A 22,531-nucleotide genomic window follows, 5' to 3' on the forward strand; every position below is an offset into this window, starting at 1 on the left:
AGCGCTTAATTGTCAAATGATTTGTGCAAAAACCAATCGTAGCCAAACAAACTTTGGTATGGAAAGGTCATCGCGGTTAAGATGGCGGGGATTCTAACAGCATTTTTAGACCAATGCTAATAAATATGCTTCTTAGGACAGGATAGTATTTATCCTCGCTTGAAAGTAATCAACCAGTGTCAGAGGTTTCTGTGAGTAAACGACTATTAAAGTCAGGCCTGATTGTCAGCGCAATGACTTTTGTTTCCCGTGTATTGGGGCTAGTACGTGATGTAGTAGTAGCAAATTTGATGGGGGCAGGAGCGAGTGCCGACGTATTTTTCTTCGCTAATAAAATTCCTAATTTCTTACGTCGACTTTTTGCAGAAGGTGCGTTTTCTCAAGCGTTTGTTCCTGTATTAACGGAATATCACGCCGCAGGTGATAAAGATAAGACACGAGATTTAATTGCTAAGGTGTCGGGGACGCTCGGGGTTTTAGTTTCTATTGTCACCGTCATCGGGGTATTGGGCTCTGGCGTGATCACCGCGATGTTTGGTGCGGGTTGGTTTATCGACTGGCTAAATGATGGCCCATCAGCACCCAAATTTGAGCTAGCGAGCTTTATGCTCAAGATTACCTTTCCTTATTTATGGTTTATCACCTTCGTCGCTTTATCTGGTGCCATTCTTAATACATTAGGTAAATTTGCGGTCTCTTCTTTTACTCCTGTGTTCTTGAACGTGATGATCATAGGCGCTGCATGGTTTATCTCACCTAATTTAGAACAACCAGAAATTGGTTTGGCTATTGGTGTGTTTCTTGGTGGCTTAGTCCAATTCCTTTTCCAAATGCCTTTCTTGATCAAAGCGGGTGTGTTGGTTAAGCCGAAGTGGGGATGGAGAGACCCGGGTGTGGTTAAGATCCGCACATTAATGATCCCTGCTCTGTTCGGTGTATCGGTCAGCCAAATCAACTTATTGTTTGATACCTTTATTGCCAGCTTCCTCGCAACAGGCTCTATCAGTTGGTTGTACTACTCAGACCGACTGCTTGAATTTCCTCTCGGTTTATTCGGTATCGCGATTGCGACTGTGATTCTTCCTGCTTTGTCTCGTAAACACGTAGATGCTCAAGGGGAAGGGTTCGCGCATACCATGGATTGGGGCGTGCGCATGGTGTTGCTGCTTGGTATTCCTGCGATGTTAGGTCTTATCGTTTTAGCTAAACCCATGTTGATGGTGCTATTTATGCGTGGTGAGTTCTCTCCACACGATGTACAGCAAGCATCGATGTCATTGGTAGCTTACGCATCAGGCTTGCTTAATTTCATGCTGATTAAAGTTTTAGCTCCGGGCTATTACTCTCGCCAAGATACCAAAACACCGGTTAAGTACGGCATTATCGCTATGGTGACCAATATGGTGTTTAACGCGATCTTTGCTTGTTTTTATGGCTATGTGGGTTTGGCGATTGCGACGGCACTGTCTGCCTTTGTGAATATGGCCTTGTTATATCGAGGATTGCACCTTGCGGGTGTGTATCAATTAACTAAGACAACCTTGTTGTTCAGTGCCAAATTAATTATCTCAGGTGTGGTGATGGTAGCGGCTATTTTATGGCAGCTGGATAATATGCAACATTGGCTTGAATGGAGCTTTAGCCAGAGAGCGCTGACATTAACTGGCTTGATTGGACTTGGTGGCTTTGTTTATATTGTTTCGGTACTGATTTTAGGTATCCGAGTAAAACATTTAAAAGCAGCGACAGATTAATACTGATTAGTATATAATCCGTCGGTTTCACACAATAAATGATGCAAATAACAGGTTTTAGCTGATCATAATGGAACTGATCCGAGGTATACACAATATTAAAGCGCAGCATCATGGCTGTGTATTAACCATAGGTAACTTCGATGGTGTTCATTTAGGACATCAAGAGGTTTTGAGTCAGGTTTCTAAACAAGCTGCAGCATTAGGGCTACCTTCTGTTGTTATGACGTTTGAACCGCAGCCTATGGAGCTGTTTGCCCGAGATAGAGCGCCAGCACGTTTAACTCGTTTACGAGACAAATACGTGCAACTGAGTAAGCTAGATATCAGTCGCTTATTGTGTGTTAATTTTAATCAGTATTTTGCAAGTTTATCCGCGGAAGCATTCATTAAGGATCTTTTGGTTGATAAGCTTGGTGTGAAGTTCTTGGTGGTTGGTGACGATTTTTGCTTTGGTAAAGGTCGTACCGGTAATTTCGCTATGCTCAAAGAGGCGGGCGAGAAGTACGGTTTTGAGGTGGTCAGCACCCAAAGCTATTGCTTAAACCAATTACGAGTAAGCAGTACTGAGATACGAAATGCATTAGCGGTCGATGACTTGGCTGCAAGTGCTACCATGTTAGGACGTGATTACAGTATTAGTGGTCGAGTGTCCCATGGTCGAAAACTAGGGAGAACTATCGGTTTCCCTACCGCTAATATTCCATTAAAGCGTTGTGTTTCTCCTGTATCGGGAGTGTATGTTGTTGAAGCTTTGGATATCGACGGTGTTCCTGTCGGTGGCGTTGCTAATATTGGACAACGACCAACAGTTAATGGGGTAAGGCAGCAATTGGAAGTGCATTTTTTTGACTTTAAAGCCAATTTATATGGTAAACAGTTAGAAGTACGACTTTTGCACAAACTGCGCGACGAGATAAAATTTGAATCGTTCGACGCACTAAAGAATCAAATAGAATTGGATGCTGAAGCCGCAAGGGTGTGGCTGCTTCAGCTAAAGAATTAATCGGATGATTCCACCGATTAACATAATGTCTAACTTCGCCCAATATAACGGAATTAAGAATCGATGAGTGATTATAAAGATACCCTGAACTTACCAGAAACAGGGTTCCCAATGCGCGGCAATCTGGCAAATCGTGAGCCAGAAATGCTGAAGCGTTGGTACAAAGAAGATCTTTACGGCGAAATCCGTAAGGCAAAGAAAGGTAAAAAATCTTTCGTACTGCATGATGGCCCTCCATACGCGAACGGCGATATTCACATTGGCCACGCGCTGAATAAGATTCTTAAAGACATTATTATCAAATCTAAGACCCTTTCTGGTTTTGATGCACCGTACATCCCTGGTTGGGACTGTCACGGTCTTCCAATCGAGCTAATGGTTGAGAAGAAGAAAGGTAAGCCTGGTCAGAAGATTTCGGCGGCTGAATTCCGCGAAGAGTGTCGAAAGTACGCTGCGGGTCAAGTTGAAGGTCAGAAAGAGAGCTTCAAACGTCTTGGCATCATGGGCGAGTGGGACAAACCTTATCGCACTATGGATTTTGGCACAGAAGCGAACATCATTCGTTCTCTTGGCAAAATCGCAGACAAAGGTCACCTTCTTAAAGGTTTCAAACCCGTTCACTGGTGTACTGATTGTGGTTCTGCTCTGGCTGAAGCTGAAGTTGAATACAAAGATAAAGTTTCTCCATCTATCGATGTGAAATTTACAGCAGCTGACGAAGCGGCGCTTCTAGAGAAATTTACTCTAGCTGAAGGTCATGCGGGTCAAGGCGAAATTTCTATCGTTATCTGGACAACAACACCATGGACTCTGCCTGCTAACCGCGCAGTATGTCTACGTGATGATCTTGAATACGTGCTTATCCAAGTTGAAGCGAATGGCGACCAGCCTGCTCAACGTATCGTTGTTGCTTCTGAACTAGCAAAAGACGTAATGGATCGTGCAGGTATCGAGCACTTCCACAACCTTGGTTTTGCTACAGGTGCTGATCTTGAGCTTTCTCAGTTCAACCACCCGTTCTACGACTTTACTGTTCCTGCAGTTCTTGGCGATCACGTAACAACAGATTCAGGTACTGGTGTGGTTCACACTGCGCCTGGTCACGGTCAAGAAGATTTCGTGGTTGGTAAAAAGTACAACCTAGAAATCGCTAACCCAGTTGGTTCTAACGGCGTTTACCTGCCAGATACAGAGCTATTTGCTGGTCAGCACGTATTCAAAGCGAACGACTCTGTTTTAGAAGTTCTAAAAGAGAAAGGTGCACTTCTGCATCACCACGCTTACGAGCACAGCTACCCACACTGTTGGAGACACAAAACTCCAATCATCTTCCGCGCAACACCACAATGGTTCATCTCTATGGATCAAGCTGGCCTACGTGCTAAAGCACTAGAGTCAATCAAGAGTGTTGAGTGGTTGCCTGAATGGGGTCAAAGCCGTATCGAAGGCATGGTTGAAGGTCGTCCTGAGTGGTGTATCTCTCGTCAACGTACTTGGGGTGTGCCAATTGCTTTGTTTGTTCATAAAGAAACAGCAGAACTTCACCCAGAAAGCCCAGCGCTTATTGAAAAAGTTGCGAAGCTAGTTGAAGAGAAAGGCATTCAAGCTTGGTGGGATGTAGACGCTGCTGAACTTATGGGCGCAGAAGACGCTGATAAGTACGAAAAAGTAATGGATACGTTAGACGTATGGTTCGACTCAGGTGTTACGCACTTCTCTGTTGTTGATTCTCGTGAAGAGTACAACTTCCCGAACGAAGAGCGCACTCACAGTGCTGATCTTTACCTTGAAGGTTCAGACCAACACCGTGGTTGGTTCCAGTCTTCTCTAATTTCATCTATCGCGATGAAAGACGAAGCACCGTACAAGCAAGTACTAACGCACGGTTTCGTAGTGGATGGTAACGGCCGTAAGATGTCTAAATCTATCGGTAACGTTGTTGCTCCTAAAGACGTAACCAACAAGCTAGGTGCAGATATCCTGCGTCTATGGGTTGCTTCTACAGACTACACGGGTGAAGTTGCGGTTTCTGATGAAATCCTGAAGCGTTCAGCGGATGCTTACCGTCGTATTCGTAACACGGCTCGTTTCTTCCTAGCGAACTTGAACGGTTTCAACCCTGAAACTGACCTAGTTCCTGCTGAAGAGATGGTTGCACTTGATCGCTGGGCTGTTGGCCGTGCTCAAGCTGCACAAGAAGAGATCGTTAAAGCATACGGCGAGTACAACACTCACGGTGTAACTCAGCGTCTAATGCAGTTCTGTTCTATCGAAATGGGTTCTTTCTACCTAGACGTAATTAAAGACCGTCAGTACACAGCGAAGCAGGGCAGTCATGCTCAACGTAGCTGTCAGACTGCGCTTTACTACATCGTAGAAGCTCTAGTTCGTTGGATGGCACCTATCATGTCGTTCACTGCAGATGAAATCTGGAACGAGATGCCTGGTCAACGTGACAAGTTCGTATTCACTGGTGAGTGGTTCGAAGGTCTATTTGGTCTTGCAGAAGGCGAAGAGCTAAGCAACGAATTCTGGACTGAAATTCAGTCTGTTCGTGGCGCAGTGAACAAGCTTCTTGAAGATGCTCGTAAAGAGAAAACGATCGGTGGTGCACTGCAAGCTGAAGTTACTCTATACGCTGACGATGCACTAGCGGCTAAAATCAACAAGCTAGAAGATGAGCTACGTTTCGTACTTATCACCTCTGCAGCTGTTGTTAAGCCACTGAGCGAGAAGTCTGATGCAGCGCAAGCGACAGACGTTGCTGGTCTATTCGTTGAAGTTGCGGCTACTGAAGCTGAGAAGTGTGACCGTTGCTGGCACCACACTCCAGATGTAGGCACTATCGAAGGTCACGAGAAAGTTTGTGGTCGTTGTGTGTCGAACATCGACGGTGAAGGCGAAGTGCGTAAGTTCGCATAACGACTCAGAGAAAGACTGAACTTTTTGTAAAAATCATAGCCCCAGTATCAACTGGGGTTATTTTTAGTTATAGGAAATGTGTTTAACCAAGTTGGTAATCAAGGTCACGTAAGGTGACTAACAATGAATACCAACTTCGTAAATACTAGGAATAGAAATGAGTGAAGTTTCGTTAAAACAATCTGGTGTACGTTGGTTATGGCTGGCTCTATTGGTCTTCTTGGCTGATATCGGCATTAAACTCTTTGTCATGGACAATATGGGTTATGGTTGGGCAAACCGTATTGAGGTGCTGCCATTCTTTAACTTTTTGTACGTGCATAACTACGGTGCAGCGTTTAGCTTCTTGAGTGATCAAAGTGGTTGGCAGCGTTGGTTATTTACGGGTATCGCATTTGCGGTAACAGGTATGCTGACGTACTGGATGAGCAAACTACCAGCAACAGAGAAGTGGAATAACATTGCTTATGCGATCATCATTGGTGGTGCAGTAGGTAATGTGTTTGACCGAGTCGTACATGGCTTTGTTGTCGATTACTTAGACTTCTACTGGGGCACTTACCACTGGCCTGCATTTAACTTAGCGGATATGGGAATCTGTATCGGTGCTGCGATGATCATCTTAGATGGTTTCCGTAAGAAAGACGAAAGCAAATAGCTTGCTTCAAAGTCAGTCTATGACTCACAGAATAGAATAGCCCTAAGCGCTGTCGGTTGATTCCGACGGCGCTTTTTTTTATGCTTCAGTCAACAAGGAAGCAAAGCACAGCGCATCCTCAAATAATAAAGAAGTCTAAGGAAAGTAACGTGGCAGCAATTAAAAATGATTCAGCAGTAACTCTACATTTTACGATTAAAATGAAGGATGGTTCAGTTGCCGATAGTACGGAGAACATGGGCAAACCAGCGAAGTTCGTCATGGGTGATGGCAGCCTAAGTGAGAACTTTGAAGCGTGCTTACTTGGACTTGAAGCCGGCACTGAAAAGTCTATCGAACTGAAGGCGGAAGACGCGTTTGGTATGCCAAACCCAGATCATATTCACTATATGGATCGTGCTAAGTTTGTTGGCGACTCTGAAGTTGAAGTGGGCACTATCATGGCATTTTCAGGTCCTGACGGTATGGAAATTCCAGGTATTATTACTGAGATCGCAGGTGATTCAGTGACGGTTGATTTTAATCACCCACTCGCTGGTCAAGACGTTAGCTTTGACGTCAATATCTTAACGGTAGAATAACTCTCTTAACGTTAGAATAGCTGTCTTCACGCTAGAATAAGATAGCCTTACAGCTGTGATCTCACCCAGAGCTTCACTGTCTAGACGCTTCACTGTAGAATGCGAACCTCGCTGACGGCGAACTCTATAGAAGCAACCTTAGTACCGCGGTAAATGATGAGCAATGAAATGAAAATAATGTTAGCTAACCCTCGTGGCTTTTGTGCCGGTGTCGATCGTGCGATCAGCATCGTAGAGCGTGCACTCGAAATGTATCAGCCACCGATCTATGTTCGCCATGAAGTGGTACACAACCGCTTTGTTGTTGAGGGGCTCAAGCAGCGTGGTGCTATTTTTGTCGAAGAACTGAGTGAGGTGCCAGACGACAACATCGTGATCTTTTCGGCTCACGGTGTTTCTCAAGCGGTTCGTAAAGAAGCGAAAGAGCGTGAGTTAACGGTATTTGATGCGACGTGTCCTTTGGTGACTAAAGTTCATATGGAGGTTGCTCGTGCGAGCCGCAAACATATGGAAGTGGTACTGATTGGCCACGCAGGTCACCCTGAAGTGGAAGGCACTATGGGTCAGTACGCGAGCCAAACTGGTGGTATGTACTTGGTTGAAAGACCAGAGGACGTACAGAACCTCGTGGTGAATGATCCAAGTAACCTGCACTATGTTAGCCAAACTACGCTATCAGTAGATGAAACTGCAGATGTGATTGAAGAGCTACGTCGAGTGTTCCCTGAGATTCAAGGCCCACGTAAAGACGACATCTGTTACGCGACTCAAAACCGTCAAGACGCTGTGCGTGAGATGGCGAATGACGTTGATGTGGTGATAGTGGTTGGTTCTAAGAACTCATCGAATTCAACTCGTCTAAAAGAGCTAGCTGAGAAACTAGGCACACCAGGCTACCTAACTGACTGTCCTGAAGACATTCAAACCGAGTGGGTTGAAGGGAAAAAGAAAATCGGTGTAACAGCCGGTGCTTCTGCTCCTGAAGAGCTGGTAAACCAAATTCTAGATCGTATTCGTGAGCTAGGTGCGACTGACGTTGAAGAGATTCAAGGTCGTGAAGAGAACATGTTCTTTGAAGTACCAAAAGAGCTACAGATTAAGCAAGTCGACTAATCTCTATTGATTGGTGACAAGATCGATGCGTAACACTATCGATTTGCAAACACTATTGATTTGTAAACAGCAGGAAGCCAACGTTGATACGTTGGCTTTTTTGATCGTGCTTTGGAACAAGGCGTCTAATTCTAACGCGTTACTGGAGACCGAGTTGCTCTTTTAAAGTCTTTAAATAACGACGACTCACCGGGACTTCAAAGCCAGTCAGGGTAATGATCTCTGCTAATCCATTTTCTAGCAGTTTGATCTCTTGGATCGATTTTATGTTGATCAAATACTGTCGATGACAGCGGATCAAATCGGTCTTTTCTTCCAAGATCTTAAGCGTTAGTTGCGAGGTTGCTGTTTGTGATGAGCTACGAACATGCACGCCACTGATATCAGAATAGGCGCATTCAACCGTTTGGCTTGCCATGATCACAATGCGGTTATGACCAATACACGGAATCTGCTCTAAGTGGCAGGGAGCAATCGCAGAGATGTCTTGTGCTGGCGCTTTCTGATTCTGCTTGATGACCTTATTCAGACGGCAAACACTCTTGTTTAATCGACAAGGTTCGACGGGTTTGAGTAGGTAGTCAAAGGCATTGTCTTCAAAGGCTTGAATCGCATATTGATCGTAGGCGGTCACAAACACCACATAAGGCATGGTTTCCGGGTCAAGCATGCTCAGCAATTCAATCCCAGTAACCTGAGGCATTTGAATGTCCAAATACACCACGTCAGGCTTGAGAAGGTTGATTTGCTTTAGCCCTTCAATTGCATTACTCGCTTGGCCAATGACTTCCACTTCTCCGGTTTCGGTCAGCAGCTCAATCAGCTCTTCGCGAGCAAAAAGCTCATCATCGATAACTAGTGCCTTTAACATCCTACAATCTTCATCTTGGTTCTATCCCTGCTTGGTTCACGCTTATCTTTTAAATGTCTGCTTCTAAATGTTTCAACTCGGAGCGATCCGTCTCCGAAAATACCATTATTTGAGTATAGGTATGATAAAACTCATTCGAGTAAATTGCTGTGGTTGAGATTCTATTTTTAGTGCTGAATCTTGTCCAAAGAAATTAGTGAGTCGTTTATCAACAATTTCCATCCCTAATCCTACATGATCTTGAGATGGCTTCTGATAATTACCTGCATTGTCTTCAACGGTTAACTTGAACCCACCCTCGAAAGCCTCGCTAGAGATCTTTACTTTACCGCCTTCCAACATATTAGATATCCCATGTTTGATGGCGTTTTCTACCAGCGGTTGCAGGGTAAAGCTCGGCAATTGAGATTCATATAACTGCGGGTCGATATCCCATTCCACTTCTAGTCGATCGGTAAAGCGTGCTTTCTCTATGGTCAGGTAAGCGTTGACGTGTGCCAGTTCGTCTTTGAGCTTCACGGTGTTGATGTTCTGCTTTAGGTTGCTTCTAAAGAAGTGAGACAGGTGTTGAATCAACTCTCGAGCTTTATCTGGGTCACGACGTGTTACTGCGCTGATAGTATTAAGCGCATTGAACAAGAAGTGCGGGTTCACTTGAGCGTGCAGCAGTTTGATTTCTGCTTGTGTCAGTAGCGTTTGCTGCTGCTGGTAGTTGCTAAATAGGATCTGGCTCGATAATAGTTGAGCGATACCTTCACCCATCGACATATTGATAGTTGAGAATAGTTTCAGCTTTGGCTCATACAGTTTGATGGTGCCGACCACTTCGTTACCCGCGCGCAATGGAATAATCAACGCAGAACCCAATTTACAATCCTGCGACAAGGAGCATTGGTATGGGTTCTCTTTGCCATCAAGGTAGATGATGTCGTTCTGTTCCATCGAAGTGAGCGTGCTTTGCGATGAAATCGGGGTGTTCGGAATATGGTGTTCATCACCAATACCAACGAACGCGAGGATTTTCTCTCGGTCGGTAATCGCTACCGCCCCTACGTTGGTCTCTTCATAAACGATACGTACGATTTTTTGTGCGTTATCGGAATTGAACCCACCATGCAAAATACCCACCGAACGTTCGGCAATGGTCAGTGCGCGGCGTGAGAAGGTAGCCGAGTACTTTTCGAAGATGGTTTTTCTGTCTTGGATGATGCTCATGAACAGTGCTGCACCGACCGAGTTAGCGATGATCATTGGCGCCGCAATATCGGAGACCAGAGCATAGGATTGTTCGAAGGGTTTTGCGACCGCCAGCAGAATCAGCATCTGAATGATCTCTGCAAACAGGGTTACCGAGAAAACCACTAACGGATTAAACAGTTGGCTGGCTTTGTTCTTTCTCACGAGATAAACGTGTAACAGGCCGCCAATCAAGCCTTCTGCTGTGGTTGAAATCGCACAAGCCAAGTCTGTGAAGCCGCCTAATGAGTAACGGTGAATTCCACCAGTAAAGCCGACGGCAAAGCCAACGACAGGGCCGCCAAACAGACCTCCCATTACCGCACCCATCGCACGCGTGTTGGCGATGGCATCATTGATCTGCAGTCCGAAATAGGTACCCATAATGCAGAACAGGGAAAACAGAACGTAGCAGCTGATCTTATGGCTTAAGCGAGATGAGATGCTCAACAAAGGGAGAATCAGTGGTGTTTTACTCAGCATGTAAGCAATCACTAAGTAGACGCAGGTTTGTTGCAGCAGAGAGAGAATGAGTTCCATATTTTCACCTATTGAGACGCTTGTTAAGTGTAAAGCTCATTGCTTGGTAACGGTAGCTTTGCTTGTGTTTTCGTAGGTTATATTCGCTTCCCAGAGTCGAAAGCACTAACGCCTGAAAACACTAAAGCCCATCACAGTGGACGGGCTTTAGTCTTAGATTCCACGAATCACTGAGTGATTACGGGAGCAAGCGAAGTTGTGTTTGGCTGTTCTTTTGTCTCTTTCTCTGAAGATTGGTCTCTTGTTCCCAAGAGCCTTAAAGAACTAGGCTGTTTTGGTAACGCCTTTTGCTTCTTTCTCTTCTTCATCAGCTAGGTCGATATCGCCTTTGCCTTTTGAAATTTTAATAACGTAAGCCGCAATTCCGAATGCACTCACCACGCCGATGATGGTTGAAAGCTGCATTGGTAGACCGAAGCCCAGTTGGCTGTTGTTCAGGATGAATGTGATACACACAGACGTCATGAAGATAGCTGGAACTGTTGTTACCCAGTGCAGTTTGTTGTGGCGAAGTAGGTAAGCTGAAGCTGTCCACAGCATCATTACGGCTGTTGATTGGTTAGCAAAACCGAAGTAGCGCCAGATGATACCGAAATCAACTTGAGTCAGGATGCCACCGATAACGAACAGTGGTAACGCCATTAGTAGACGGTTACGCAGTGTTTTCTGTTCCATGTTGAAGTATTCAGCAAGGATAAGACGGCTTGAACGGAACGCTGTGTCACCAGAAGTGATTGGTAGGATAACCACGCCAAGGAAAGCAAGGATACCGCCAAATACACCCAGTAGACCAAATGAAGCGCTGTATACTACGTTACCTGGGCCGCCGTTTGCAATTGCGTCAGACAGAGACTCAACCGAACCGAAGAAAGACAGAGCAAGTGCACACCAGATTAGAGCGATGATGCCTTCACCAATCATTGCGCCGTAGAATACGAAGCGACCGTTCTTCTCGTTTTCCATACAACGCGCCATCAGAGGAGACTGAGTGGCGTGGAAGCCAGAGATAGCACCACATGCGATAGTGATGAAGAGAGCAGGCCAAAGTGGTAGGTCATTCGGGTTCATGTTGGTGAACATGTCGCTGATCTCAAAGCCCCCCATGATTTGGTGTTCGTCAGATAGACCAATCGCAGTGATTAGGCCAACAGACATAAAGATAAGCAGTGCACCGAACAGTGGGTAGAAGCGACCAATGATTTTATCGACAGGGACAATCGTTGCGATGATGTAGTAAGCAAAGATGATAACAACCATCGTAGTTGCAGACATCGCGAAATCAGTTTGGTCGTTCACTAGGTTAGTGATCATACCTGCTGGAGCAGATACGAATACCACACCAACAAGAAGCAGTAGAACAATGGCAAAGATGTTCATAAAGTGTTTTGCGCCATTGCCTAGGTAACGTCCAGTGATGGTTGGAACCGAAGCTCCGCCATTACGGATAGATAACATACCTGAGAAGTAGTCGTGTACTGCACCTGCGAAGATACAACCTAGAACGATCCAAAGCATTGCTGCTGGACCATAAAGGGCACCCATGATAGGGCCGAAGATTGGACCTACACCTGCGATGTTAAGCAGCTGAACTAGGTAAACCTTTGGTGTCGACATTGGAACGTAGTCCACGCCATCTTGCTTAGTGTGAGCAGGTGTTTGGCGTTTTTCATTGATACCGAAAATCTTCTCGATAAAGGTACCGTAAATAAAGTAGCCACCAATGAGTGCTGCGACACAGGTAAGAAACCACATCATAATTTGTTATCCCTGAATGTATTAATTAAGTCAGGGTGTATATTAAAGGAGTCGATGAGAAGAAACTTCCGCTACGAGAGTGAGTGGTCGAATAGCCAATTTAGCGGTGTTATGACTGATTTAGTGGTTTGTTCACTGTGCTGAGTGGCCGATATTTCTATCGAGAGGCCTATTAGCTCTATAGAGAGGTTGTTTGAGTTGGCTTAACGGCGACTATTGATTCTGAGTGGTCGGAATGAACCTAAAGTGGCGAACATTAGACAATAAGTGGACATCGATAGGCGTTCAGCGGAGAATCACCACAAAGGCAGCGCTTCGTCAGAAAGTGGTGAAGTAACAATATAAAGGATTGAAATGAAAAAAATAATCGTACTATTCGCCGTGGCATTTAGCCTTGCAGGATGCAGCGCCAATGTTCAAGATTTAGCAGCTGAAGGCAATTGGCAAGAGATTGGCTATCGTGATGGTATCAAAGGCCACACTCAGCGTTCGTATTCAGAGATGACTGAGCTTGGCGCAGTCGATCAAGCGAGTTACACAGAAGGTTATCACCTAGGTGTGACTGAATATTGTAATCCGAACCATGCTTATCAGATTGGTTTATCTGGTCAGGTGTATGAAGGTGTGTGTTCTGGTACGGAAGACGCTCAACGTTTCCGTATGGAATGGCAACGCGGCTGGGACGAGTTCTCAAACGACTATTAAGCCCAAGCTAGCCATAAAAAATTAAAACTAAAAAAAGACCAGTACCGCGTGTGTGCTGGTCTTTTTGTATGTCGTTGAAGTAGCTGTCTAAATGAGAAGCTACAAGCCAAATTAAGATTACTGATTATTCTCGACGGCTTTTCTCAAGAAGCCATTTTGCTTATCAAGCTGAGCCTTGGCTAACTCTAAATCTAGCCCTGTTAGAATCATCAAAATAGATAACTTCACATCGTAATCAGTCGCTTTAAGTGTCGACACCGCCAGTGCTTTATCGCACTCCGTTGCTTGGATAACGATACGAGCGGCGCGGGCAACCAACTTTTCATTGGTCGCTTTTACGTCGACCATAAGGTTTTGGTAGCTCTTACCAATGCGAATCATGCTGGCAGTGGTCAGCATATTAAGCACCAGCTTTTGTGCTGTACCTGATTTGAGTCGTGTTGAACCAGTCAATGCTTCTGGGCCAACCACCGGGCTAATTGCGATTTGAGCGATTTCAGCAATTGGAGAGTCAGGGTTACAAGATAATGCAACCGTTACTGCGCCAAGCTGATTGGCATAGTTGAGTGCACCAATCACGTAAGGTGTGCGACCGCTCGCAGCAATACCTACCACGACATCATTTTCTGAAAACTGAATCGCTTTCAGATCTTCAATGCCGAGAGTTAGCGAGTCTTCTGCACCTTCTTTGGCTTTTAAAATCGCCTCTGGTCCGCCTGCAATTAAGCCGATAACCATTTTGTCCGAAACACCGAAAGTCGGTGGGCATTCTGAGGCGTCTAACACACCTAATCGACCACTGGTGCCTGCGCCCATATAAATCAGTCGACCACCGTTTTGAAAGGCATGAGCAATTTTATCGACCGCTTTCGCGATCTGTGGCAGTTCCGCTTCAATCGCCAGTGGGACTTGTTTGTCTTGTTGGTTAATCTTTTCAACCACTTCGAGAGAGGTGAGCAGATCAATATCCATAGTGTCAGGGTTTCTCCCCTCCGAAACGAGGTGCGAGAGCGCTGATATGAGAGCGTCGTTACTCATAATGATCCTTAAATGGTGATTCTAAAATGATGGTTCTAAAGTTGTTTAGTCAGCTCGATAGAGAACGCCTAGAGAGGCCGCTCTGCTTGCGCCAGTCACTTCTGGTAAATTGCTTGGCAGTTTATGAACATGACGCTGAGCAAGCCACGCAAAGGCCATTGCTTCCATGTAATCGGCATCCACGCCTTTACTGGTGGTTGAGTCAACCTCCCAACTTGGAAGCAGTTCAGACAGCCTCTTCATCAACAATGGATTTCGTGTACCACCGCCACACACATACAGTGCAGGCTGGTCACCCAAGCGATAAGTCTCCACTTCATTGGCTATCGTCAATGCGGTGTATTCGCAAAGTGTGCGCTGAACATCTTCTGCTGCAAGATCTTTAAATTCTGTTAATTGTTGCTCTAGCCACGGTAGATTAAACAGTTCTCTACCAGTACTTTTCGGTGGTATTTGAGATAGATAAGATTCATTTAACAACTGTTCGAGAAAGGCTTGATTGAGCTGACCTTTAAGCGCAAATTGGGCATCACGGTCAAACTTATCGCCCGTGTGTTTATCAACCCAAGCGTCCATCAACATATTGCCCGGGCCAGTATCATAACCAAGTGTTGGCTGATTAGGGCGCAGCACTGAAATATTCGAGATACCACCAATATTCAACACCACAACTGAGCTGTCTTGTGGCTGGAAAATAGTATGGTGGAAGGCAGGGACTAATGGCGCACCTTGTCCGCCTAATGCCATGTCTTTACGCCTGAAATCGGCAACCGTTTGAATCTGTGTTTTAGCGGCAATGATGTTGGCATCACCCAACTGCATGGTAAATGGAGATTCGCCGCTTGGCTGGTGGAATACCGTTTGACCATGATTACCAATCGCAGTCACAGAAGATGCAGGTGTACCTGACTTTTCGAGAAGTTGCAAAACCGCATCGCCAAACAGATGGCCAAGCTGGTGGTCGAGTTCTCCAATGGCAATTAAATCGGTTTTCTGACCAATACAAACTTCAAGCAGACGCACTTTGAGGTCGTCAGGCATTGGGAACTCATCATGAGCAAGCAATGTGATGCGCGTATCTTCAATCGACACTAAGGCAGTATCAACACCGTCCATACTCGTCCCTGACATCACACCGATATACAGTTCTTTATGATCCATTTCTAAGCTCTTGCACTGCATTCTTAAAGTCTTCCACAGATTGGTTTAAAAACATTGTAAAGCAAATTTAAAGAGAATAACCTCGGGAAGTTTATGAAATTAGGTTTAATAAGGGATAAATATGGGACCGTTGTGGGTTGATGTTGCAGGCTACGAACTGACTGCGGAAGACAAAGAAATTTTAGAGCACCCAACTGTTGGTGGTCTCATCTTATTTGCTCGAAACTACCACGATAGCAAACAGTTATCGGCGTTAAACAAAGAAATTCGCAAGGTAGCGAAACGTCCTATTTTGATTGGTGTTGACCAAGAAGGTGGTCGAGTTCAGCGTTTTCGTGACGGCTTTTCAATTATTCCTGCTGCTCAGGAATTTGCGACTAAGAATAACGGTGAACATTTAGCAGAACAGGCTGGCTGGCTGATGGCGGCAGAATTGATTGCCCACGATATCGATCTGAGCTTTGCGCCAGTATTAGACAAAGGCCACGACTGTAAAGCAATTGGTAGCCGAGCGTTTGGTGAAGATATTGATACCATTGTTCGTCATAGCAGCGCTTTCATCAAAGGCATGAAGTCGGTTGGCATGGCGACGACAGGCAAGCACTTCCCTGGACATGGTGGCGTGATTGCTGACTCACACTTAGAGACGCCATATGACCCTAGAGACGACATCTTCGAAACAGATATGGCAATCTTCAAGGCGCAAATTGAAGCTGGAATATTGGATGCCATGATGCCAGCTCACGTGGTTTTCTCTCACTATGATGATCAACCTGCGAGTGGTTCACAGTATTGGCTACAGAAAGTATTGAAGCAGCAGCTTGGGTTTAAAGGCTTGGTATTCTCTGACGATTTAACGATGGAAGGCGCTGCCATTATGGGTGGACCAGCCGACAGAGCGAAAGCGGCCTTGAATGCAGGTTGTGACATGGTGTTGATGTGTAATAAACGAGATGCACAAATTGAAGCTCTGGATAACTTAGCGATTCAAGAGGTGCCTTTAGCCAACTCATTGCTTAAAAAACACAGCTTTGATTTGTCGACACTTCACTCGGATGCTAGGTGGAAAGAGACCTCAGAGACGATTAAGCGAATGCTAGGCAGTGAGTGATAAATAAACACATAATAATTTTAGATAGGGCGATATGATAAATATCGCCTTTTTTGTATGTGTGATCCATGGTTTAAACCTATTTATCTCTTAGAGTGAGCTAAATTCAATGTGTAAGATGAAATTTACAGTTAATGTTTTTTATTGTTTACACTTGCAATCGTTTTTTTAGCTGTTATTGTGTTTTTAAAGATTGTTAGCCCAAATGGAAATGTTGGGTGTAAAAATAAATATACAGGTTGAGTTATGCAGAAAAGTGAATTAAGCAATGTCAATATCATCGACGAACAGGTACTGATTACTCCTGAGGAGTTAAAAGCAAAACTGCCTTTGAGTGATAATGCTCGTCGTTTCATTCAAGAGTCTCGTCAAACTATCGCAAACATCATTCATAAGAAAGATCATCGTATGCTTGTTGTATGTGGTCCATGTTCTATCCATGACATTGAAGCTGCGAAAGAGTACGCGAAACGCCTAAAAGCCTTATCTGAGCAACTTAGCGATCAACTGTATATTGTTATGCGTGTTTACTTTGAAAAGCCTCGTACTACTGTTGGCTGGAAAGGTTTGATTAATGACCCTCATCTAGATGGCACTTTCGATATTGAGCATGGTCTGCATGTTGGTCGTGAGCTACTTGTTGAACTCGCTGAGATGGAAATCCCACTAGCGACTGAAGCATTAGACCCAATTAGCCCGCAATACCTAGCAGATACCTTCAGCTGGGCGGCTATTGGCGCTCGTACGACTGAATCTCAAACTCACCGTGAGATGGCAAGTGGTCTTTCAATGCCAATCGGTTTTAAAAACGGCACCGATGGCAACCTAGGCACTGCAATCAACGCAATGCAGGCGGCTTCTTCTAGCCACCGTTTCATGGGTATCAGCCGCGAAGGTCAGGTTGCACTACTAACAACGCAAGGTAACCCAAATGGTCACGTGATTTTACGTGGCGGTAAGCAGACGAACTACGATTCAGTATCGGTACACGAATGTGAGCAAGAGCTGGGTAAATCTGGTTTAGAGGCAGCGCTAATGGTCGACTGTAGCCACGCGAACTCTCGTAAAGATTTCCGTCGCCAACCTTTAGTTGCAGAAGATGTGATTCACCAAATTCGTGAAGGCAACAAGTCGATTATCGGCCTGATGATTGAAAGCCATATTAACGAAGGAAACCAATCTTCGGATATACCTCTCAATGAGATGAAATACGGCGTTTCTATTACCGACGCGTGTATCAATTGGGATTCAACTGAGGCACTATTAAAACATGCACATACGGAATTAGTCCCGTTCTTAGAGAACCGCTTGAAAGGTTAGTCAGAGTTTAAATTTAAGTGCCTCATCTAATGGGGCATTTTAAGATCTGTTGCTAGCGAACCTACGTGATTGTGGGATGATAGATTGGCACGGGCTTATAGATTAGTAAGGAATAAAATGGCCGTTGAACTGAACGAATTACGCGACCAAATCGATGCTGTCGATAAACAAATGTTGGATTTACTGGCTCAACGCCTTGCTCTAGTAGAGAAAGTAGGCGAAGTAAAAAGTGAACATGGTTTACCTATTTATGTACCAGAACGTGAAGCTGCGATGCTGGCATCTCGTCGTCAAGAAGCCGAGAAAATAGGGGTTCCACCACAGTTAATCGAAGATATTTTGCGTCGTACTATGCGTGAGTCTTATGCCAGTGAGAAAGATTCTGGCTTTAAGTGTCTTAACCCAGAGTTACGTTCAGTGGTGATCGTTGGTGGTAATGGTCAACTTGGTGGCTTGTTTGGTCGTATGTTCAAACTGTCTGGCTACGAAGTGAAAGTCCTTGGCAGCCAAGATTGGGATACAGCCGATGAAATCTTGGATAATGCTGGGCTTGTGGTTGTGACTGTTCCAATTCACTTAACTGAAGGTGTGATTGCGAAGCTAGGTAATCTACCAAGTGATTGTATTCTATGTGATTTGACGTCAATTAAATCTAAACCGCTGCAAGCAATGATGAACATGCACCAAGGCCCAGTGGTTGGATTGCACCCAATGTTTGGTCCTGATGTTCCAAGCCTTGCTAAGCAGGTGATTGTTTACAGTGATGGTCGTGGTTCTGAGAGCTACCAATGGCTACTGAATCAATTTGGTATTTGGGGCGCGAGCCTTTGCCAGATGGATGCAGCTGAACACGATCACGGCATGACCTTGATTCAAGCACTTCGTCACTTCACCTCTTTTGCTTACGGCTTACACCTGAGTAAAGAGAACCCGAATATTGATCAGCTTCTGAAGCTAAGCTCACCAATCTACCGACTTGAGATTGCGATGGTTGGTCGTCTGTTTGCTCAAGACCCGAACTTGTACGGTGATATCATTCTGTCTTCGGATGAGAATATAGAGATGATTCGACGCTTCCATAGCTGTTTCGGAGAAGCGTTAGAAATCCTAGATGGCAAAGATAAGGCTAAGTTTGTTGAGAGCTTCAACCAAGTGAGTGATTGGTTTGGTGACTACTCACAACAATTCTTGCAAGAGAGCCAAAGTCTTCTAAAACAAGCACATGACTCGATTCATCGTGGTTAATACTGATTTGAAATCATAAAAAAGAGCGACCATCTGGTCGCTCTTTTTGTTTGTGTTGAATGCCGATATTGCATCTGGCCTATAGTAGGCGAAATGCATTTGGATCATTATGGGCCAAACGAACAAACCTAGTTAGTCACGATAGGCTCTTTGTTATTCTCGTTCGATACTCGGTTATCATCGCTGGATACTGTGTCGATAGTTGAACTGATGTAAGGCACGTTAGTTAGGTTGATCTGCAAGCGAACCACGTTATCAATCAGCTGAACGAGTGGGCCCCATTTCACCTTTTTCTCTTTCTCAAACACGTAATTGAAGTTTTCTGGTGTCCAATCCATCAAGTATTGAGGGTTCAATGAGCGACCAAGGAAGCGTACTTCATAATGCAGATGTGGCCCAGTTGAGTTACCTGAGTTACCACAGCTCGCAATCACATCACCTTTACTGACAAACTGACCGCTACGTACCTTGAACTTCTGTAGGTGCGCATAAGAACTCATGAAACCAAACGAGTGACGCATAGTAATAAAGTTGCCGAAGCCTTTTTTACTTGGGCGTACCGTTTCAATGACTCCATCTGCGGGCGCGACAATATCTTCACCACGCTTACACGTTAGATCGATACCAGTATGTACATGGCGTTTCCCTGAAATAGGGTTAGTGCGGCTACCATAAGAAGAAGATATACGTTGATAAGCCATCGGACTGTCGTTTGGAATCAAGCGGAACATTGTGGCTCTTACTGCTGAATCGACTGCAGCCGCATCAATGCGATCTTCTAAAGAAATATCATCGGTAAGCAGATCTTCATCAGCAAGACCCAGTACTGATTCCACATCGAATACACGCTTACCAAGTAGCTGAATCGTGCCTTCTTTCTCGGTCAGTGTTTGCGATAGCGAATGGTTGGTTTCTACTTGCTCAGCATAAAGAAATTCTGTTTGTTCTTTTTCAACAATCAGTGTTTCAATCAACTGTTGGGCATCACCCGCTTGCAGTGCGAGTTCTTGTTTACTCTCGAAGTGCATGTACGCCGCTCCGCCAATCAATAGCGGTACTGAAAAAATGGCAGTAGTGCAAATGAGCACGGCTTTACGGCCGAAGTAAAACGTCTGTTCCCCCTGACTAGAGGGAATAGTAATGGACACTTTTTTAGACATGGTTCTGTATTAACTAAATGCTTCTAATAGAAAAAGGGTAATGGAGATATTATTCCTTACCTAAGTCGGTAAGGTGTTCAATCTCTCTATAAAGCAGGTCATCGTCACCAACATTAAGCTCAACAAGGCGCTTAAGGTGGCTGATACTATCAATATCTAAATGCTCTATGCGTAAACGCATTGAGGTATTGATGGTAGAGACTATCGTTGCTTCTAACTGAATATTGATATCACTGTTTTCGAGTTTAAAGCTCACTTGAACAGGGACATCATGGCTAAGTTGTTTTGATTCATTGCATTGAATGAGTAAACCATGGAGTGATAAGTCTTGCACTGAGCCTGATACCTTTACTTGTCCTTGTGAGATCTCAGTCGGGACTTGATAAATAACTCGTGAAAATTGACGTCTTTCAACCATAAGTAATCTCTCTATATCGATGCATTACACGTAAGCCAGATATATCAAAGGCCGCTATTATCGCGGCCTTTGTTCAAAATACAAGCTTATTTACTTAGCTATACGCTTGTACTTGATACGGTGCGGCTCTGCCGCTTGTGCGCCTAGAGTCTGCTTAAGCCACTCAGTGTACTCAGTATAGTTACCTTCGTAGAAGTTAACTTGACCTTCATCACGGTAGTCTAAGATATGGGTCGCAATACGGTCAAGGAACCAACGGTCATGCGAGATAACCATTGCACAGCCCGGGAATTCAAGCAGTGCTTCTTCAAGAGCACGTAGCGTTTCAACGTCAAGGTCGTTGGTAGGCTCATCGAGTAGCAGTACGTTACCGCCCGCTTTTAGCAGTTTCGCTAAGTGAACACGGTTACGTTCACCACCAGAAAGCTCACCGATGATCTTCTGTTGGTCGTTGCCTTTAAAGTTGAAACGAGAACAGTAAGCACGCGCAGGGATTTCGAAGTTGTTGATCTTAATGATATCAGCGCCTTCAGAGATCTCTTGGAATACTGTCTTAGTGTCGTCCATGCTGTCACGGAACTGATCAACAGAAGCAAGCTTAACGGTTTCGCCTAGTTCAACTGTACCTGAATCTGGCTGTTCTGCACCGCTTAGCATCTTGAATAGTGTTGATTTACCTGCACCGTTGGCACCAACGATACCGACGATTGCACCCTTAGGCATGCTGAACGATAAGTCGTCGATAAGAACGCGATCACCAAACGATTTAGTTAGGTTGTTCACTTCAAGAACTTTGTCACCTAGACGCTCACCTGGCGGGATAAACAGTTCGTTAGTTTCGTTACGCTTCTGGTATTGGCCAGTTGTCAATTCTTCAAAACGAGCCATACGAGCTTTAGACTTAGCTTGACGGCCTTTAGGGTTTTGACGAACCCATTCAAGTTCTTTCTCGATTGTCTTTTGACGTGCGCTTTCGCCCGCTTTTTCTTGCTTAAGACGCTCGTCTTTTTGCTCTAGCCAAGACGTGTAGTTACCTTCCCATGGGATACCTTCACCACGGTCAAGTTCTAGAATCCAGCCAGCTGCGTTGTCTAGGAAGTAACGGTCGTGGGTAATCGCCACAACAGTACCACTGTAATCAACAAGGAAGTGCTCAAGCCATGCTACTGATTCTGCATCCAAGTGGTTGGTTGGTTCATCAAGAAGCAGCATGTCTGGCTTTTCAAGAAGTAGACGACAGATAGCAACACGACGACGCTCACCACCTGATAGGAATTCAATTTTCGCATCCCACTCAGGAAGACGAAGTGCATCAGCAGCACGCTCTAGAGCAGTCTCTAAGTTGTGACCGTCTTTTGCTTGAATCAGAGCTTCTAGTTCGCCTTGCTCTTTTGCCAGTGCATCGAAGTCTGCATCTGGTTCTGCGTAAGCTGCGTAAACCGCATCAATACGCTTAAGTGCGTCAGCAACGTCAGAAACCGCTTCTTCTACGATTTCACGAACAGTTTTTGATTCGTCTAGCACAGGCTCTTGTGGTAGATAACCTACTTTAAGGCCTTGTTGTGCACGTGCTTCACCATCAATATCAGTATCAATACCAGCCATGATACGTAGTAGGGTAGATTTACCTGAACCATTTAGACCCAAAACACCGATTTTAGCGCCAGGAAAAAAGCTAAGAGAAATGTCTTTAAGAATTTGACGCTTAGGTGGAACAGTTTTGCTCACCCGAGACATGGTATATACGTATTCAGCCATTGCCGATCGATCCTAATTATTGTTCAAAATTGTCTGCTATTTTATACCAATATCCTCAAAGATGTTACTCCTAGGGCAGAAAAGCCACTCTTGAACTAATCCTTACCTATTATTGTCACATTGGTCATTAAAACTATATTTAATGGGCTTCTGAGGCGAAGTGTTAAATATTAATAATA

At 44.8% G+C, this 22,531-nt stretch carries 18 protein-coding genes; 10 read left to right on the top strand and 8 right to left on the bottom strand.

Annotation, left to right across the window (positions count from 1 at the left end):
- The first annotated feature begins 191 nt into the window (after positions 1–191).
- The 6 genes from murJ (at position 192) to ispH (ending at position 8,034) form a co-directional block, all read left to right on the top strand.
- The gene (gene murJ, locus AB6E30_RS01010; protein WP_032547643.1) at positions 192–1,754 is read left to right on the top strand and encodes a murein biosynthesis integral membrane protein MurJ; all 1,563 of its coding nucleotides are present in this window, start codon (positions 192–194) and stop codon (positions 1,752–1,754) included.
- A 70-nt stretch (positions 1,755–1,824) separates the two neighbouring features.
- Positions 1,825–2,760: a bifunctional riboflavin kinase/FAD synthetase gene (ribF, locus tag AB6E30_RS01015; protein WP_017062867.1), complete on the top strand. Its 936-nt coding sequence runs from the start codon at positions 1,825–1,827 to the stop codon at positions 2,758–2,760.
- Between the two features lie 63 nt (positions 2,761–2,823).
- Complete coding sequence (ileS, locus tag AB6E30_RS01020) at positions 2,824–5,682, top strand: isoleucine--tRNA ligase (protein WP_102398325.1); 2,859 nt, start codon at positions 2,824–2,826, stop codon at positions 5,680–5,682.
- A 157-nt stretch (positions 5,683–5,839) separates the two neighbouring features.
- A complete protein-coding gene (lspA, locus tag AB6E30_RS01025) occupies positions 5,840–6,340 on the top strand; it encodes a signal peptidase II (protein WP_004739521.1) in 501 nt (166 codons plus the stop codon).
- A 149-nt stretch (positions 6,341–6,489) separates the two neighbouring features.
- Entirely contained in the window at positions 6,490–6,921 is a 432-nt protein-coding gene (gene fkpB, locus AB6E30_RS01030) for an FKBP-type peptidyl-prolyl cis-trans isomerase (protein ID WP_017059345.1), read from the top strand.
- Positions 6,922–7,077: 156 nt separating this feature from the next.
- A complete protein-coding gene (gene ispH, locus AB6E30_RS01035) occupies positions 7,078–8,034 on the top strand; it encodes a 4-hydroxy-3-methylbut-2-enyl diphosphate reductase (RefSeq protein ID WP_029235087.1) in 957 nt (318 codons plus the stop codon).
- Positions 8,035–8,173: 139 nt separating this feature from the next.
- Here the strand turns inward: ispH and btsR are convergent, their stop codons facing one another.
- The 3 genes from btsR to AB6E30_RS01050 all read right to left on the bottom strand — a co-directional run bounded on the left by btsR (position 8,174) and on the right by AB6E30_RS01050 (position 12,436).
- Positions 8,174–8,905, bottom strand: coding sequence for a two-component system response regulator BtsR (gene btsR / locus AB6E30_RS01040; RefSeq protein ID WP_055319044.1), 732 nt, complete (start codon positions 8,903–8,905; stop codon positions 8,174–8,176).
- A gap of 105 nt (positions 8,906–9,010) precedes the next feature.
- On the bottom strand, positions 9,011–10,681 hold the full coding sequence (locus AB6E30_RS01045; RefSeq protein WP_017080271.1) for a sensor histidine kinase: 1,671 nt from the start codon (positions 10,679–10,681) through the stop codon (positions 9,011–9,013).
- Positions 10,682–10,945: 264 nt separating this feature from the next.
- Positions 10,946–12,436, bottom strand: a complete 1,491-nt coding sequence (locus AB6E30_RS01050) for a carbon starvation protein A (protein WP_372102419.1) — start codon at positions 12,434–12,436, stop codon at positions 10,946–10,948.
- A gap of 354 nt (positions 12,437–12,790) precedes the next feature.
- On the opposite strand from AB6E30_RS01050, the gene AB6E30_RS01055 reads away from it, so the two are divergent.
- Positions 12,791–13,141 (top strand): DUF2799 domain-containing protein, encoded by a 351-nt coding sequence (locus tag AB6E30_RS01055; RefSeq protein ID WP_017059350.1) that lies wholly within the window; start codon positions 12,791–12,793, stop codon positions 13,139–13,141.
- A gap of 117 nt (positions 13,142–13,258) precedes the next feature.
- Here the strand turns inward: AB6E30_RS01055 and murQ are convergent, their stop codons facing one another.
- Both murQ and AB6E30_RS01065 read right to left on the bottom strand, forming a co-directional pair.
- Positions 13,259–14,179 carry an N-acetylmuramic acid 6-phosphate etherase gene (gene murQ / locus AB6E30_RS01060; RefSeq protein ID WP_050651903.1) on the bottom strand — a complete coding sequence of 307 codons (921 nt, stop codon included), beginning with the start codon at positions 14,177–14,179 and terminating at the stop codon, positions 13,259–13,261.
- 45 nt (positions 14,180–14,224) lie between these two features.
- Positions 14,225–15,340, bottom strand: coding sequence for an anhydro-N-acetylmuramic acid kinase (locus tag AB6E30_RS01065; RefSeq protein WP_372102421.1), 1,116 nt, complete (start codon positions 15,338–15,340; stop codon positions 14,225–14,227).
- A 121-nt stretch (positions 15,341–15,461) separates the two neighbouring features.
- Here AB6E30_RS01065 and nagZ point away from each other — a divergent pair, with 121 nt between their 5' ends.
- The 3 genes from nagZ to tyrA all read left to right on the top strand — a co-directional run bounded on the left by nagZ (position 15,462) and on the right by tyrA (position 19,016).
- Positions 15,462–16,451: a beta-N-acetylhexosaminidase gene (gene nagZ, locus AB6E30_RS01070; protein WP_372102422.1), complete on the top strand. Its 990-nt coding sequence runs from the start codon at positions 15,462–15,464 to the stop codon at positions 16,449–16,451.
- A 246-nt stretch (positions 16,452–16,697) separates the two neighbouring features.
- The gene (locus AB6E30_RS01075) at positions 16,698–17,771 is read left to right on the top strand and encodes a 3-deoxy-7-phosphoheptulonate synthase (protein ID WP_017059354.1); all 1,074 of its coding nucleotides are present in this window, start codon (positions 16,698–16,700) and stop codon (positions 17,769–17,771) included.
- Between the two features lie 117 nt (positions 17,772–17,888).
- A complete protein-coding gene (tyrA, locus tag AB6E30_RS01080) occupies positions 17,889–19,016 on the top strand; it encodes a bifunctional chorismate mutase/prephenate dehydrogenase (RefSeq protein ID WP_017062859.1) in 1,128 nt (375 codons plus the stop codon).
- A 128-nt stretch (positions 19,017–19,144) separates the two neighbouring features.
- Here the strand turns inward: tyrA and AB6E30_RS01085 are convergent, their stop codons facing one another.
- The 3 genes from AB6E30_RS01085 to ettA all read right to left on the bottom strand — a co-directional run bounded on the left by AB6E30_RS01085 (position 19,145) and on the right by ettA (position 22,352).
- On the bottom strand, positions 19,145–20,176 hold the full coding sequence (locus tag AB6E30_RS01085) for a M23 family metallopeptidase (protein ID WP_372102423.1): 1,032 nt from the start codon (positions 20,174–20,176) through the stop codon (positions 19,145–19,147).
- Positions 20,177–20,225: 49 nt separating this feature from the next.
- Positions 20,226–20,594 (bottom strand): PilZ domain-containing protein, encoded by a 369-nt coding sequence (locus tag AB6E30_RS01090; protein ID WP_017059356.1) that lies wholly within the window; start codon positions 20,592–20,594, stop codon positions 20,226–20,228.
- Positions 20,595–20,684: 90 nt separating this feature from the next.
- Positions 20,685–22,352 (bottom strand): energy-dependent translational throttle protein EttA, encoded by a 1,668-nt coding sequence (gene ettA, locus AB6E30_RS01095; RefSeq protein WP_017056147.1) that lies wholly within the window; start codon positions 22,350–22,352, stop codon positions 20,685–20,687.
- Positions 22,353–22,531 lie beyond the last annotated feature (179 nt).

The organism is Vibrio sp. 10N.247.311.12 (assembly GCF_041467515.1).
Lineage (GTDB): Bacteria > Pseudomonadota > Gammaproteobacteria > Enterobacterales > Vibrionaceae > Vibrio > Vibrio crassostreae_C.